This is a genomic window from Paenibacillus rhizolycopersici (assembly GCF_014947195.2).
GTDB lineage: Bacteria > Bacillota > Bacilli > Paenibacillales > Paenibacillaceae > Fontibacillus > Fontibacillus rhizolycopersici.
In genome coordinates, this window is the sequence record NZ_JADCNN020000005.1 from 90,970 (window position 1) to 105,853 (window position 14,884).

Below are 14,884 nucleotides of genomic sequence, written 5' to 3' on the forward strand. Positions count from 1 at the left end.
GATTAAACCCGGGTTGCCGATTTACCAAGCACCTGCTCCAAGGCGGTCACGAATTTGGCGTTTTGTTCCGCTGATCCTACGGTGACCCGCACGAAATTCGGATATTTCGAAAAGCCCGCCCGCACGATAATGCCTAACTGCAGCAGCGACCCAAACATTTCACCGGCCGGACGCTGAACATCAACCATAATGAAATTGCCGTGTGCCGGAAAATACGTAAGACCCAGCCGTTCGAACTCGCCATACAGATAAGCAATGCCTTCACGGTTCTTGGTGCGGCAATCGGCCACGAATTCTTGATCAGCCAAGGCCGCTTTGGCCGCCGCTTGACCGATCCGAGATGTATTAAACGGCTCGCGAACCTGGTTAATCAGTTTGATAACACTCGGTTGACCCACGCCATAACCGATGCGCAGCGAGGCGAGACCGTAGATCTTGGAGAACGTACGAAGCACAACCAGATTTGGATATTGGTTCAGCAAGGCAATCCCGTTCGCGTAAGCCGAATCGGTAACATACTCGGCGTACGCTTCATCCAATACGACCAGCACATGTCCCGGAACCCGGTCAAGAAAAGATACGAGTTCGGAATGAGGCACGATCGTCCCGGTTGGATTGTTTGGATTGCAGATCCAGACCGCCTTCGTTTTATTCCCAATGCGGGTGAGCATTCCCTCCAAATCGTGGGTACCATCCTTCAGCGGCACTTCGATGCTGACGGCCCCTTCGATATCGGCATTGCTCTTATACACGCTGAACGTTTGATCCGCCATCACCGTCTCGTCGCCAGGCAGGAAAAACGCGCGAGCAATCAAGGCGATAATTTCATCCGAACCGCAGCCGAAAATAATTTGTTCCTTCCCAACGCCAAGCTGGCTGGCTAACGCTTCGGTCAACTCTGCAGCGCTGCCATCGGGGTACAAGCTTAAGTTAGCCAGTTCCTGCTCGATAGCGGCACGGACACGCGGCGAACTGCCATATGGATTTTCATTGGAAGCCAGCTTGATGACTTCCTTAAGCCCGAGCTCCTTCTTTACTTCTTCAATCGGTTTACCGGGTTGATACACTGGCAAATTGACGATCTGGGGTTTCGGCAACATGGATAGGTTCCTCCCTCAAATGACTTGTTGTGCTATTCTCTAAAAAATCTATAATCTCAATTTTGCCACAAAGTCGCGAATTTGCAACAACCCTTGGTCCCGGGTGGACGCCTGCGCCAACAACGGCAAGCTTTCTTCGATCTTTCGCACGATCGCGCTGCCGACCACCGCGCCGTCACAGATGGCCGCAAAACGCTCAACCTGTTCCCGGCTGGATATCCCGAAGCCAACGGCGACAGGCAAATCCGTTTGCGCTTTAACGGACGCAATAAATTCGTCAACGCTGGCGTTAAACGTAGCCCGCTCACCGGTCACGCCGAGCGAGGAAACGCAGTAAACAAATCCGCGGGCACGTTCCAGTATCTGCGCGATCCGGCCACTGGACGTTGGAGCTACGAGCGGAATCAGCCTAACGCCCGCTGCATCCGCTAACCCCAGAACCTCCTCCGCCTCTTCATAGGGAAGGTCTGGTATGATTAAACCGCTGATCCCCGCTTCCTTCACGGCAGCAAAGAAACGATCCGATCCCATTTGCAACACGGGATTGTAATAAGTAAACAAGACGAATGGAAGACGGATTCCCCGTTCTCGGGCTTTGGCGGCTGTCTCGATGCAGGAAGCGACCGTGATCCCATGGACCAGAGCACGCTCTGACGCCCGTTGAATGACCGGACCGTCCGCCAAGGGGTCGGAGTATGGCACACCTAACTCCACCACATCGGCTCCGGCCTCCTCCAACACCGCTAAAATATCGAGGGTCGTTTCCGGGTCCGGGTCTCCGACAGTCACAAACGGAATCAGCGCGGTTTTCCCCGCCGTCTTCAGCTTCGCAAATGTGTCGTCGAGCAAGTGGTCCGTAGGTTGACTCATATCGTTCCCCCGCCTTCCGTATACGCCATAATTGACTCCACATCTTTATCTCCGCGGCCGGACAAGCAGATGACAACGATCTCGTCACGACTCATGGCCGGGGCCATCTTCACGACTTGCGCCACCGCGTGCGCCGATTCCAGGGCCGGGATGATCCCCTCGGTCCGGCTCAGCAGTTGGAGCGCATCCAGCGCTTCGCGGTCGGTTATCGGGTAATACTTCGCGCGTTCGATATCCTTCAGATAGGAATGCTCCGGACCAATCCCCGGGTAATCCAGACCGGCGGAAATCGAATGAGCCGGCAGCACCTGACCAAATGCGTCCTGCAGCAAATAACTCATAGAGCCTTGGAAGACGCCTTTCGTCCCTTTGGTCATCGTAGCAGCGTGGAATTCAGTATCGACACCTTTGCCGGCGGCTTCCACACCTACGAGACGAACCTCCTGATCCTCGACAAACGGATAAAACATCCCGATCGCATTGCTCCCGCCGCCAACCGCAGCGACGAGCATCTCCGGCAACCGACCTTCCGCCCGCAAAATCTGCTCCCGTGTTTCATCGCCGATAATGCGTTGGAAATTCCGCACCATCATCGGATACGGATGCGGCCCGGTGGCCGACCCCAGAATATAAAACGTGTCATGCACGTTGCTGACCCAATAGCGCAGCGCCTCGTTGCAGGCATCCTTCAAAGTCCGAGTACCCGACATCACCGGAACGACCTCTGCACCAAGGAGTTTCATCCGAAACACGTTTAACTGCTGTCGCTTCGTATCCTCTTCGCCCATGAACACTTTGCATTCAAGACCTAACAAAGCGGCTACAGTAGCGGTTGCCACCCCGTGTTGGCCCGCGCCGGTTTCGGCGATGACTTTCTGCTTCCCCATTCGCTTAGCCAGGATCCCCTGCCCGATCGCATTGTTGATCTTGTGAGCGCCGGTATGGTTCAAATCCTCGCGTTTCAGGTAAATTTTGGCCCCGCCCAAGTGCTGCGTCAGGCGTTCCGCATAATACAACGGGGTCTCCCGCCCTGAATACTGCTTCAGCAAATAAGCAATCTCCGCTTGAAAATCGGGATCATCTTTATATTTCAAATAGGATTCTTCCAATTCGATTAATGCGTTCATCAGCGTTTCCGGCACGTAACGGCCTCCAAAAGGGCCAAAACGTCCATGCTCATCCGGTACCTGCTTCATCATCCCTTCACCCTCTCTACGAATGCTGTCATTTTCGCGATATCCTTCACGCCGTCCGTTTCAACCCCGCTTGAGACGTCAACACCGTCCGGCTGCAAGGTCTCGATCAACACCCTAACATTATCGGGATGTAGTCCGCCGGCCGCCAAGAACGGAATTCCGTGCTCCTTGGCCCATTGTCTATAGGGTTCAGCAGCAGCCCAATCAAACGTGATGCCGGAGCCTCCGCCGTAATTCGGGTCGTACGTATCGAGCAGCAGCCCGTCCAGCACGCCGTCATATTCCGCCAAGGTTGCACCGGCATGGACCGTTCCGTCCGTTTTCACCGAAAAAGCTTTGAAAATCTTGACGCCATACGCATCTTTGACCTTCCGGCAAAACTCCGGGCTTTCCGTCCCGTGGAGCTGCAGGATGTCCAGCGGCGCCTGCCGCAAAACCTCGTCCAGCTCCTCCAAGGTCGGATTGACGAAAACCCCAACGCTCTGGGGAACCGCCTCCACGCTCCACTCTCGAAGCACGGGAAGCAGCTCCGCCGCACGGCTTCCGCTGATTTGACGCTTGCTTCTGGCAAACACGAATCCGACATAATCTACGGGTAAGTTCACCATAGATTTTAGCACTTCAACGCTTTGAAGTCCACAAATTTTTACGGCGGCTTCCCCCATGTTACGTCGTCCCTTTCGCATTGTTGTTCGGTTCTGCAGCTTGAAGTATCGGTCCCATCAAATCATGTACTGCGTCCCCAACGTTAGCCCTCCGCATAAAAGTTTCCCCGATCAGCACGCCTTTTGCGCCGTTTCGCTGCAAGAATTCCACATCTTCCCGCGTCTGAATCCCGCTCTCACTGATCAGTGTCGCATGCGGCGGCACCAGTGCGGCCAGCGCGGCCGTTGTCTCCAGGGACACCTCAAAGGTCCGCAGATTCCGGTTGTTAATACCGATCAGCTTCGCTGCAGGCAGTGCCAGGACCCGATCCAGCTCCTCGCGGTCGTGGACCTCAATCAATGCGTCGAGCCCCAGTGCCGTGGCGAGAGTCAAGTAGTCACGCAACTGGACATCGCTCAGAATCGCCGCGATCAGCAGCACCGCGTCGGCACCTAGCAGCCGAGCCTCATAGATCTGTCGCTCGTCGATCACGAAATCCTTGCGCAGCAGCGGCACGTTTACCGCCTCGCGAATCGCACTCAAGTAAGCCCCGCTGCCCTGAAAATACGTTTCATCCGTCAGTACGGAGATACAGTCGGTTCCTGCCGCTTCATACGCCGCGGCCAGTTGAACCGGATGGAAGTCCGGACGGATCAATCCTTTGGAAGGAGACGCCTTTTTCACTTCGGCGATTAATCCCATGTCCCGTTTCCGGCCCGCCGTAAGGACGGAGTGGAAGCCGCGTGTCGGCGCCATCGCCGCGATGTGGCGTTCCGCTTCTGCGATGGAGAAGGTTTCTGCCAAACGCGCAACCTCCGTTTTTTTCGTCTCCACAATCCGATCAAGATACATAACTTAATTCCTCCGTTGTCTGAATAAGCTGCTCTAGCTTGTTAAGGGCTTTCCCCGAATCAATCGCTTCCGCAGCGATGGCGACCCCTTCACGAATGTTGTCCGCCAGACCGGCCACATACACGCAAGCGCCTGCGTTGGCCAAGACTACGTCCCGGTGGGCTCCCGGTGCCCCTTGCAGTACACGACGAACGATCTCCGCGTTCGTCAGCGGATCGCCGCCGATCATCGCCTCCAGAGGATACGTGCGAAGCCCTAGATCTTCCGGTTGAAGATCATAGGTTCTAATCTCGCCGTTTTTCAGTTCAGATACCCGTGTTGGGGACGAAATGCTAATCTCATCCAACCCTTCTCGACTGCTGACGACTAGCGCACGTTTGGACCCCAACTCACGCAGCACTTCGGCGATCGTTGATGTTTTACCTCCATCGTAGATACCCAGTACCTGGCGATCCGCCCCTGCCGGATTCGTCAACGGGCCCAGCATGTTGAAGACCGTACGGATGCCCAGCTCCTTGCGAGGTCCAGCCGCATGTTTCATCGATGGATGATACAGCTGTGAGAACATGAAACAAATGCCGATATTGTCAAGGCAGCGTTTTGCCTGTCCGGCGTCCAGTTGAATATTGACGCCTAATGCCTCAAGCACATCGGCGCTGCCTGAACGGCCGGATGCCGATCGGTTGCCGTGTTTCGCCACGCGGACCGATACCGATGCCGCAACGATGGCTGCCGTCGTCGACACATTGATTTTATGGATGCCGGAACCGCCCGTGCCACACGTGTCTAGTAACTTCTGTGTTTCCGTATCAATCCGGCTGGAGGCACCACGCATCGCTTCCGCGAAACCGGTGATCTCCTCAACCGTTTCCCCTTTGATTCGCAGTGCCGTCAACAGGCTGCCGATTTGGGCCGGCGTTGATTCGCCGTTCATGATGGCCTGCATCATGCGGCGCGCTTCTTCCCGTGCCAAATGTTGTCCTTCGATTAAGCGGCTGATGCCCGCTTGAACGGTTTGCTGTCCTGTCGTCATATCGATTCGCTCCTCTCTTTAGTTCCCCGGAGTATATTCGTATAAGTAATCCTGGTTAATGATATCGTCGTTTCGTGCCGGAGGCGGAAACATCTGCTCCGCGGTGCGGATTGCCGTCAAGAGCGCCTTGGCTTTATTTACCGACTCTTGATATTCGTTCTCCGGGATCGAATCCCACACGATGCCCCCGCCCGCTTGCACGTAAGCCTTCCCTTGCTTGAACACGATCGTGCGGATCGTAATGCAGGAATCCATGTTCCCCGAGAACCCGAGATAGCCGATGGCTCCGGCGTACGTACCTCGTGCTTCACGCTCGAGCTCGGCAATGATCTCCATAGCCCGCAGCTTCGGCGCACCCGATACCGTCCCAGCCGGCAGGCAGGACAGAAAGGCATCGAAAAAATCCTTGTCATCCCGCAGCCTGCCGGACACTTTGGATACCATGTGCATGACGTGAGAGTAACGCTCGATATCCATATAGGATTCGCATGTGACACTGCCGAAATCGGAGACGCGGCCCAAATCGTTACGGCCGAGGTCGACCAGCATCAGGTGCTCCGCCCGTTCCTTTTCATCCTGCAGCAGCTCGGCTTCCAGCGCCAAGTCTTCCGCTTCTGTGGCCCCCCGTGGTCTCGTTCCGGCAATCGGGCGGGTCTCCACACGGTCATTCTCTACCTTGACCAACGCCTCGGGCGACGTCCCAACGATAATTTCCTCGTCCAGCTTGAGATAATACATATACGGCGACGGATTCAGCGTCCGCAAGACGCGGTAAACGTGAAGCGGATCGACTTCGGTTTCGATATGGAATCGCTGCGAGAGCACCACTTGAAAAATATCGCCCGCGCGGATATATTCCTTCGCCTTATCTACATTTGCGATGAATTGCTCCTTCGTCAGGTTGGACTTTACGTCACCGAGGTCGGTCACCGCCGGCAGCGGCCTGCGGTTAAAGCTCTCGCCCGGCCCTTCCTGCTGCAGCAGATCGGCCGCCAGATCCAGCTTCGTCTCCGCCTCCGCATAAGCCCGGCGAATATCCTCATCGCGGTCACCCGGCTTGACGTGCACGTTGGCCACCAGCAAGATGCGTTGTTTTACGTGGTCGAACACAATCACTTGGTCGCAGAACATAAACTGCATATCTTGCAGATTCAGGTCATCGACCTGATGCGCAGGGAGTTTCTCATAATATTGCAGCAAATCATAACCGAAAAACCCGATCGCCCCGCCTGTAAACGGCGGCATTTCCGGAAGCTTCGGACTGCGGTAGCCCCGCAGGATCGCCTTCAGCTCATCAACGGGCCGGGACGAGCGCAGCCGCTCTTCGCCGCCTTCACGACCGACCGTAATTTCGCCTTTCTTGGCCGAGATGGTCAGGAACGGATCGGTGCCGATAAAAGAATACCGTGCCCACTGACTGCCACCTTCTACGCTCTCCAGCAAAAATGCCCGCTCCCGCTGGGCGATACGACGGAAGATTCGAATCGGGGTTTCCATGTCGGCGAGCAGCGTACGGGCAATCGGGATCAGATTGTATTCGTTCGCCAAAGCAATGACCTGTTCTACTTGCGGGGTTGCCATGTCTCTCACTTCCTTTTCGGTTTGGTTCAGAGCCAAATAAAAAAACCTCTACCGAAGTAGAGGTTCTGGGATTTGCGGTTTATGGGAAAGCACTGCTCCGCATCACGCGTATTCCCTCTCATTCCCCACAAAAGGAAAGGACAAGAATCGCGCCCGGAAACAGGCTATTCGCTCAGCTAAACTCAGCTCATCTCAACTTATCTCTACTCAGCTCTAAAATGTCTCAATTCAAAACGCTCAAAAATCTCAACTAACTTGCTCTCATCTAACTTACACTCATCTAAAATCTAAAATAACTATACCTTATCGACAACCCGTTTGGCAACCCAAACCTGCTCAAGATCCGGAAACACTTAAGTCCGGCCGCAAACTGCGAGCTTCGTTCAAATAAACATGCTTCATGTCCCGTTGTCCTTTGCTTGTGTTCACCTGAATCAATAGGCGTATACATTTCGGCAGGGCACCTTGAACCGGGATCTCCGTCGAGCACATCAGCGGAACCATATCCCAGCCGCTTAAGACCCGAATGGCACGGGCAGGAAAGGTGGCATCCAGGTCTGGTGTCACCGTGATCCAGACACTGCAAATATCCTCGGGTTCGATTTCGTTCCGCGCTACGATTTCTTTCAACAAGGCCGCCGTCGCGTCCAGAATCTCCTGTTCCTCGTTGCGGGCTACCGTTGTTGCTCCGCGAATGCCTCGGTTATACATATTGTCCCTCCTCTTTCAATTCAGCGATCACTTGGCGAACTTCATCCAAAGTCACATCAGAGACAATTTCCACTTGCCCGATCGCCACAGGTAAAATAAATACCATCGTCTGTTCCTTAAATTTCTTGTCGTGCATCATCGCTCCGATTAAATCCTGCTCGTTTAAATGAGCCGGCATGGCCGTCGGCAGACCAAAGCCTCGCAGGATGGACACCGTATCCGTATAAATTTGCGGATCCCTGCCCCGATTCACCGCCAGCTTCGCTGCGGCGGCCATTCCGATCGAAATCGCTTCACCATGTAAGAATTCGCCGTATCCGCCGATCGCTTCGATCGCATGGCCTAACGTATGCCCGAGGTTCAAGATCGCGCGGAGTCCGTTCTCCCGTTCATCAACAGATACGACTTGGGTCTTGATAGAGCAGCCTTGCGTTAAGCCGTAACCTAGCGCTTCGGGATCAAGAGCTAACAAATCGGCCGTATGCTCGCGGCACCAGTCCGCAAAAGCCGTATCCCAAATCAATCCGTGCTTGATCATTTCGGACAGGCCGGCGCGGACGTCGCGCGGCGGCAAGCTTTGCAGGCTGTCCACGTCATAAAGCACCATCTCAGGTTGATGAAAAGCGCCGATCATGTTCTTAGCCAACCGATGATTCACCGCGACCTTTCCTCCGACACTGCTGTCGTGGGCCAGGATCGTTGTCGGCATCTGCACGAAGGTTACGCCGCGCATATACGTCGCCGCCACAAAGCCGGCCAAGTCGCCAACGACGCCGCCGCCGAGCGCTACCACGGCTGAGCGGCGGTCCAAACCGCCTTCAATGGCCGTGGTCATGACATCCTCGTAAACATCCAGCGATTTTGACTTTTCTCCGGATTTGACCACTTTGCTGACTGTCCGGTATCCTTTGGCCTGCAGTGAGGCTTCGACAACCGGCAAATACTTTGGTGCGACATGGTCATCGGTGACGATCAGGATGGGGCTTTTCGTCGACAGCTGATGCTGTTCGAAGAAATCCCCGGCTTTCCCCAGCAAACCGCCGCCGATATAAATCGGATAAGAACGTTCGCCTAAGTCAACCTGCAACGTTCTCATCAATACTCCTCCAGCTGAGCCAGGTAGCCCTGGTAATTACGCTCGATCTCCCCGATCGAATCGCCGCCGAATTTCTCCAGGAACGCTTTGGCGACTTCCCAAGCAACCACATGCTCCAGCACGACGCTAGCCGCCGGAACGGCACAGGCGTCCGAACGCTCCACTTGGGCGGCAAACGCCTCACGGGTGTCGATATCGACGCTTTGCAGCGGTTTGTACAGCGTCGGAATCGGCTTCATTACGCCGCGAACGACGATTGGCATGCCGTTGGTCATCCCGCCCTCGAAGCCTCCGAGCCGGTTCGTGGCCCGATAGTAGCCCCGCTCCTCGCTGTACAGGATTTCGTCATGAACCTTGGAGCCCGGAAGTGTCCCGGCTTCGAAACCGATGCCGATTTCCACACCTTTGAACGCGTTAATCGACATCACCGCTTGCGCGATGCGTCCGTCCAACTTGCGGTCATACTGCACATGACTGCCCAGCCCGACCGGCACGCCTTCGACGATACATTCGACGATCCCGCCGATGGAGTCGCCTTCTTCCTTGATTTTATCGATATAAGCCTCCATCTTCTTCTCCGTCTCGGCGTCGGCAACCCGTACTGAGGAAGCCTCCGTTACCCGTGCCAACTCGTCTAACGGCAAGTTATGAGGCGGCGCTTCGATTTCACCAATACGGATGACCTGACCGGCGATGCGAATCCCAAAGTGCTCCAGGAGTTGCTTGGCCACCGCTCCTACGGCGACACGAACCGCGGTTTCGCGTGCGCTCGAACGTTCAAGCACGTTGCGCAGGTCCTTATGGTTATACTTCAAGCCACCGTTTAAATCGGCATGCCCCGGTCGAGGACGGTGAACTCTGCGCTTCTCTTCATCCGTGCCTTCAATCGGTTCAATATTCATGATTTTCTGCCAGTGCTTCCAGTCGTTATTCTCCACGACCAACGCCACCGGCGCTCCCGTCGTATACCCGTGACGGACGCCGCCGGCGATTTGCGCCGTATCCTTCTCGATTTGCATCCGCCGTCCCCGGCCATACCCTTTTTGACGACGGGCCAATTCAAAATTCAAGGCTTCAAAATCCAGTTCCAGATGGCTTGGCAAACCTTCAATAATCGCAGTCAACTGGGGTCCATGCGTCTCCCCCGCTGTTAAGTATCGTAAACTCATGTTGTTGCGTTCCCCCTTTAAACTGTTAAACTGTAAAGAGCTAAAACCCGATGATATCTTTGCTCATTATAATATTGATTGCTGCATTCTGTCACGTGGTGATTCGCTTTTGCGAGAATTTCCTTCATTTCCGAACCGCTTTGCGGAAGAACCGAAAAAAATCATAGCGCACCCCCGACACCGGTATTACATTAATGGCGTAATCCATCACTCTGAGTTGGAAAGGACCTTGTTATGAAGCCACTTGACCACTTCGAAACCTGCTTCCCTCTCTTGGAAGATCACGCGCACACATACTTAAACCCGGATGCTCAAGAATTTCCAATCCTTCTCCGGCAAGGAAGTCGCGCGGCAGCTTAAAAATTTGCTTGAAAAGCCGCTCGCTGAGTTTACTAGCGTCAACGAGGCGTATTTTCGGGCGCGTTGGGCGGAATTGCTTCGTCTCCTCCATCCCGGCGAAGACCTGGTTCTGCTAAAGATCGCTTCGGGCGACGCAGACATGATTCCGCAAGCGATGGCCCGCACGCATCCCAAAGGCCTCTACATCACGGCCAACATGAACAAAGCGCTGAACGACAGTTTGTCCCGCAAAACCGAATCGCTAGCCTTGAAGATGAACATCATCGAGGATGATGCCGTGCGTATTGCCGATTACACCGGCAAAGGCACCGTTGACGTCATCGCTTTCCAGCATGCCGTCAACGATGTTATTCAGTCCATCCTTTGCGACAAAGCGGGCATAGATACCGTACACGCCGAATGGATGGAACTTCTGCCGCGCATGATCGAACTCGTCAAGCAGGAGTCGTCGCGGAATACTTTGGCCGCTCAAGTCAAGGAACCCTTCCTGGAATTGATGCGCGCATTGCTGGGAACCCTTCGGTCCGGCGGCTACGTTGCGATGAATCACTACCTGTTCCAGCTCGATCTGGATTGGGGTTATCCCCCCGATGTATTCGAGCACATGATCCCGATGACGCGCGAGTGGCTGCGCGAGCTTAAAGGCTGCCGTGAAATTACACTCGACGGTTTTGATTCTCAGTGGTGGATTTTTCTTCAGAAAATCGAAAGCGAACCGTCGTATTAATCCTCCCGCAACGCCCCCTCCAAAACGGGCGCATCGTTTCTCTTGACTGCCGCCAGCTTGCGGATCCGGTGCTGCCCGACTTCGCGCACGACGAACACATAGCCGCCGTACTCGAATTCCGGCTTTTCATTGATCGTCGGAATACGTTTGAGCTGCCCAATCATAAACCCGCTCAGGGTATCGTAGTGTTCGATAGGCAACTTGATACCCAGGATGTCCTGGGCATCATCGAGGGAAATCGTGCCGCTGAACAGATAACTGCCCTCACCAATCTGCTCGTATTCCCGCTCTTCCTCATCGTGCTCGTCATAGATATTCCCGACGATTTCCTCCAACAAATCCTCCATCGTCACGATTCCGGCGGTGCCGCCATATTCGTCCACGACAATCGCCATATGGATGCGGTTTTGCTGCATTTCCTCGAACAACTCATTTGTTTTTTTCGATATCGGGATAAAATACGGCGGCGTCACCAGCTCCTGCAAATTCCAGTTTTCCTTCTCCCCGGTGCGCAAAAATCGGATTAAATCCTTGCTGTGCAGAATTCCGATCAGGTTATCAACCGTCTCCTCGTACACCGGGAACCGAGTATACTGCTCCTTGTCAGCGATTTCGGCCACGGTTTGTTGATCGGCATCCACAGGAATCGCCACGACGTCGATACGGTGCGTCATGATATCCGATACGGTCAGGTTATCGAAATCAAAAATATTGTTGATCATCAGCCGTTCGCTAGGTTGAATCGTCCCCATTTCCTCCCCGGTATCCAGCATCATGCGGATCTCTTCTTCGGAGACCTCTTCATCATTGGCATTCGGATCGATACCAAATAGACGCACAAGCAGGTTGGTGGAGGTTGTCAGCAACTTCACGAACGGCGCGGTTGCTTTGGATAACACCGACAACGTCGTGGCCGCGAACATCGCCATAGCTTCGGCTTTTTTCATCGCGACCCGCTTCGGCACCAATTCGCCAAGTACCAGCTGGAAGTAGGAGAGCAGTAGCGTAATGACGATCAGTGAGATCGTACTCAGCACGTTTTCGGGAATCGGCAACCCGAAGCGGATCAGATAAGCAGCCAGGTCACCGGCAAAGCTCTCCCCGGCAAAGGCACTGGCAAAAAAGCCCGCCAAGGTAATCCCGATTTGAATCGTAGCCAGGAACTTACTGGGCTCGCCGAGCAAACCGACGATGACCTTCGCTTTCCGGTGGCCCTGTCCCGCCATCGCTTTGATTTTGTTATCGTTTAGGGAGATCAAGGCGATTTCGGATGCGGCAAAAAAAGCATTAATCAAAATTAAGATCAAAATGACCAAGAGTTCCAACAATTCATTCCACCTCCAAAAATTTCCCCGTTTTAGTTTGAGGTTGTCGCCCCGCGGATATACGCAAAAAGGCATAACCCGCCGCCAAAAAATTGACGCAGGTTATGCCTGAACTCCGTCGATGACGAATAAGTTATGCTTTATTTGTGCTGTGTTGCTACTCTCCGGGTCGTCCGAATCGCTCATCGATGAAACCTCTCCTGACCTGAATTTATTAATTATTATAGAAAGCCCCCCTGCTGCTGTCAAGAACGCTTCCAACGGTGAAACGCAAAAAAAGCGCCGTATCCCGCCCTGCATGGCGAAACCTCGACGCTGTTAACGATCTTCAATTCGTTTGGGCCTACTGTCAGCCTATCTAAGTCCCGAAGCGGGTTGATTTTCCAGGGAAGCAGCGCGCCGAGGATCTAACGGAAAATCCTCCAGCATTCTTTTCAGATGCGGACCCTCGATGCCCAGCACCTGCGCACATTCCTGCGGCGTCAAGAATCCCCGCCGGTACGCTTCGATCACCTTTCGCTTGTCCATGACCTGACCTCCATTGACTGTATGGTCCCAGTATAGGATACATCAAACCATTCTATACCATCTCTTTGGCTTCTTATCGCGAAGTAGCTCAGGTGAAGCGAAATCGGCTTCGAATCTTGAATTCAGTTGCTCGCTCCGTTGCTCACGTAGGCCTCCCTACGCTCCGCTACTCACTCCCAACTTCATCCAACCTTCTCGACGCTAAGAAGCCAAAACTTTTGATCACGAAGCAGATCGATGAAGCTCATTCGACTTCGAATCTTGAATTCAGTTGCTCGTTCCGTTAATCACGTAGGCTTCCCTACGCTCCGCTACTCGCTCCCAACTTCATCCAACCTTCTTGATGCTAAGAAGCCAAAACTCTTGATCGCGAAGTAGCTCGGGTGAAGCGAAATCAGCTTCGAATCCGCCCCTTACCCCTTCTTGCGGTAAAAGAACGTCTCCGCCGCCTCCAGGTCATATTGGCCGGGGGAGAAGATCTGCTCCGTGCTGCCTACGAACAAGACGCCGCCGGGACGAAGCGCACGCGAAAATTTATGATAAAGCCCTTGTTTTGCTTCTTCCGTAAAATAAATCATGACGTTGCGGCAAACGATCAGGTCGAAGCCCTCTTCGAACGTATCCAGCAGCAGGTTTTGCTTCTTGAACGTCACTGCTTTCTTTAGCTTTGGATCAAACCGGAACATATGACCTTCCGGCGAAAAATAACGCTCGGCTACCGCTTTGGGCACATCCTTCAGCGAGCGCTCCAGGTACAACCCTTCTTGGGCTTTGCCTAGCGCCCCATCATCGATGTCCGTCGCCAGCAGATAGGTGTTCGGCAGAAGCCCCAGATCTGCGAGGATCATCGACAGGGTATACGGCTCTTCTCCCGTCGAGCAAGCCGCACTCCACACTCTCAGCTTCGGCCGTCCGGCCGCCAGCTCCGGCAGCACCGAATCCCTCAGCACTTCCCAACGGTTGGGATTGCGCCAGAACTCGGACACGTTGATTGTCATCTTGTCCAAAAATTCATAAAATAACGGCTTATTACTCATCATTGCCGTATAAAAATCCGCAAATGTTGCATAGCCATTCTTGTTGCGCAACGTCGTCAGACGCCGTTTCATCTGCGCTTCCTTGTATTGCGCCAAATCGATTCCCGTGCTTTTCTTGATGCTTTGGATAAAGCCGAGGTAATCGGGGTCCAGTGTCGTCTCTGCGTTGTCTGCCCGAGGTAAGTCGGGGATCATCCGGTTCAGATCCATGAGCTCACGCTTCTTGTGTACGGCACAAGTTCCTGCGGTGCAAAGAAATTGGCGATTTCCCGCTCCGCACTTTCCACTCCGTCGGAACCATGAATCAGATTAAAAGGCGTATGGGCGGCAAAGTCGCCGCGAATCGTGCCAGGGAGCGCCTCTGTCACTTTCGTTTTGCCGATGACCATGCGGGACAAGGTGATGATATCGTCCCCTTCCCAAACCATGGCAAATACCGGTCCAGAAGTTATGAAGCCAACGAGCTCATCAAAGAAAGGTTTGCCCTCATGCTCTGCGTAGTGCCTCTTCGCCTGGGCTTCCGTCACCTGAACCAGCTTGCCTGCGATGAGCCCAAACCCTTTATCCTCGAACCGGCCGATGATTCTGCCGACCAGCCCACGCTGTACGCCGTCCGGCTTAACCATTAAAAACGTTCTTTCCATGGTTCCCCTC

At 54.1% G+C, this 14,884-nt stretch carries 15 protein-coding genes; 1 reads left to right on the forward strand and 14 read right to left on the reverse strand.

Annotated elements, in window-relative coordinates:
* Positions 1-2 precede the first annotated feature (2 nt).
* The 10 genes from hisC to aroC form a co-directional block, all read right to left on the reverse strand.
* Complete coding sequence (gene hisC, locus IM700_RS07450; protein ID WP_193415989.1) at positions 3-1,100, reverse strand: histidinol-phosphate transaminase; 1,098 nt, start codon at positions 1,098-1,100, stop codon at positions 3-5.
* Between the two features lie 48 nt (positions 1,101-1,148).
* Entirely contained in the window at positions 1,149-1,970 is an 822-nt protein-coding gene (gene trpA / locus IM700_RS07455; protein WP_155605350.1) for a tryptophan synthase subunit alpha, read from the reverse strand.
* On the reverse strand, positions 1,967-3,166 hold the full coding sequence (gene trpB / locus IM700_RS07460) for a tryptophan synthase subunit beta (RefSeq protein WP_193416296.1): 1,200 nt from the start codon (positions 3,164-3,166) through the stop codon (positions 1,967-1,969). Before trpB ends, trpA begins: the two co-directional genes overlap by 4 nt.
* Positions 3,166-3,831 (reverse strand): phosphoribosylanthranilate isomerase, encoded by a 666-nt coding sequence (locus IM700_RS07465; RefSeq protein WP_155605351.1) that lies wholly within the window; start codon positions 3,829-3,831, stop codon positions 3,166-3,168. Before IM700_RS07465 ends, trpB begins: the two co-directional genes overlap by 1 nt.
* A gap of 1 nt (position 3,832) precedes the next feature.
* Complete coding sequence (trpC, locus tag IM700_RS07470; RefSeq protein WP_193415988.1) at positions 3,833-4,663, reverse strand: indole-3-glycerol phosphate synthase TrpC; 831 nt, start codon at positions 4,661-4,663, stop codon at positions 3,833-3,835.
* Complete coding sequence (gene trpD / locus IM700_RS07475; protein WP_193415987.1) at positions 4,653-5,696, reverse strand: anthranilate phosphoribosyltransferase; 1,044 nt, start codon at positions 5,694-5,696, stop codon at positions 4,653-4,655. The genes trpC and trpD overlap by 11 nt, the downstream gene beginning before the upstream one ends.
* 18 nt (positions 5,697-5,714) lie before the next feature.
* Positions 5,715-7,277, reverse strand: coding sequence for an anthranilate synthase component I (gene trpE, locus IM700_RS07480; RefSeq protein ID WP_155605354.1), 1,563 nt, complete (start codon positions 7,275-7,277; stop codon positions 5,715-5,717).
* 336 nt (positions 7,278-7,613) lie between these two features.
* On the reverse strand, positions 7,614-7,988 hold the full coding sequence (gene aroH / locus IM700_RS07485) for a chorismate mutase (protein ID WP_155605355.1): 375 nt from the start codon (positions 7,986-7,988) through the stop codon (positions 7,614-7,616).
* Positions 7,981-9,084 (reverse strand): 3-dehydroquinate synthase, encoded by a 1,104-nt coding sequence (gene aroB / locus IM700_RS07490; RefSeq protein ID WP_193415986.1) that lies wholly within the window; start codon positions 9,082-9,084, stop codon positions 7,981-7,983. The genes aroH and aroB overlap by 8 nt, the downstream gene beginning before the upstream one ends.
* Entirely contained in the window at positions 9,084-10,253 is a 1,170-nt protein-coding gene (gene aroC, locus IM700_RS07495; RefSeq protein WP_155605357.1) for a chorismate synthase, read from the reverse strand. The genes aroB and aroC overlap by 1 nt, the downstream gene beginning before the upstream one ends.
* 364 nt (positions 10,254-10,617) lie before the next feature.
* Here aroC and IM700_RS07500 point away from each other — a divergent pair, with 364 nt between their 5' ends.
* Positions 10,618-11,340 carry a hypothetical protein gene (locus IM700_RS07500; protein ID WP_193415985.1) on the forward strand — a complete coding sequence of 241 codons (723 nt, stop codon included), beginning with the start codon at positions 10,618-10,620 and terminating at the stop codon, positions 11,338-11,340.
* On the opposite strand, the gene IM700_RS07505 is transcribed toward IM700_RS07500, so the two are convergent.
* From IM700_RS07505 to ndk, 4 genes are all read right to left on the reverse strand, one after another.
* Positions 11,337-12,668: a hemolysin family protein gene (locus IM700_RS07505; protein ID WP_155605359.1), complete on the reverse strand. Its 1,332-nt coding sequence runs from the start codon at positions 12,666-12,668 to the stop codon at positions 11,337-11,339. The genes IM700_RS07500 and IM700_RS07505 overlap by 4 nt on opposite strands.
* 351 nt (positions 12,669-13,019) lie before the next feature.
* Positions 13,020-13,193: a hypothetical protein gene (locus IM700_RS07510; protein ID WP_167521176.1), complete on the reverse strand. Its 174-nt coding sequence runs from the start codon at positions 13,191-13,193 to the stop codon at positions 13,020-13,022.
* A 413-nt stretch (positions 13,194-13,606) separates the two neighbouring features.
* On the reverse strand, positions 13,607-14,440 hold the full coding sequence (locus tag IM700_RS07515) for a CheR family methyltransferase (protein WP_155605360.1): 834 nt from the start codon (positions 14,438-14,440) through the stop codon (positions 13,607-13,609).
* Entirely contained in the window at positions 14,431-14,874 is a 444-nt protein-coding gene (gene ndk / locus IM700_RS07520; RefSeq protein ID WP_193415984.1) for a nucleoside-diphosphate kinase, read from the reverse strand. The genes IM700_RS07515 and ndk overlap by 10 nt, the downstream gene beginning before the upstream one ends.
* Between the last annotated feature and the right edge of the window lie 10 nt (positions 14,875-14,884).

What these genes read in the sequence shown, in the direction of transcription:
- ndk (WP_193415984.1), bottom strand. Translation starts at nt 14,874, where the DNA reads ATGGAAAGAACGTTTTTAATGGTTAAGCCGGACGGCGTACAGCGTGGG.
- aroC (WP_155605357.1), bottom strand. Translation starts at nt 10,253, where the DNA reads ATGAGTTTACGATACTTAACAGCGGGGGAGACGCATGGACCCCAGTTG.
- trpD (WP_193415987.1), bottom strand. Translation starts at nt 5,696, where the DNA reads ATGACGACAGGACAGCAAACCGTTCAAGCGGGCATCAGCCGCTTAATC.
- trpB (WP_193416296.1), bottom strand. Translation starts at nt 3,166, where the DNA reads ATGAAGCAGGTACCGGATGAGCATGGACGTTTTGGCCCTTTTGGAGGC.
- aroH (WP_155605355.1), bottom strand. Translation starts at nt 7,988, where the DNA reads ATGTATAACCGAGGCATTCGCGGAGCAACAACGGTAGCCCGCAACGAG.
- hisC (WP_193415989.1), bottom strand. Translation starts at nt 1,100, where the DNA reads ATGTTGCCGAAACCCCAGATCGTCAATTTGCCAGTGTATCAACCCGGT.
- trpE (WP_155605354.1), bottom strand. Translation starts at nt 7,277, where the DNA reads ATGGCAACCCCGCAAGTAGAACAGGTCATTGCTTTGGCGAACGAATAC.
- aroB (WP_193415986.1), bottom strand. Translation starts at nt 9,084, where the DNA reads ATGAGAACGTTGCAGGTTGACTTAGGCGAACGTTCTTATCCGATTTAT.
- IM700_RS07515 (WP_155605360.1), bottom strand. Translation starts at nt 14,440, where the DNA reads ATGGATCTGAACCGGATGATCCCCGACTTACCTCGGGCAGACAACGCA.
- trpC (WP_193415988.1), bottom strand. Translation starts at nt 4,663, where the DNA reads ATGTATCTTGATCGGATTGTGGAGACGAAAAAAACGGAGGTTGCGCGT.
- IM700_RS07510 (WP_167521176.1), bottom strand. Translation starts at nt 13,193, where the DNA reads ATGGACAAGCGAAAGGTGATCGAAGCGTACCGGCGGGGATTCTTGACG.
- IM700_RS07465 (WP_155605351.1), bottom strand. Translation starts at nt 3,831, where the DNA reads ATGGGGGAAGCCGCCGTAAAAATTTGTGGACTTCAAAGCGTTGAAGTG.
- trpA (WP_155605350.1), bottom strand. Translation starts at nt 1,970, where the DNA reads ATGAGTCAACCTACGGACCACTTGCTCGACGACACATTTGCGAAGCTG.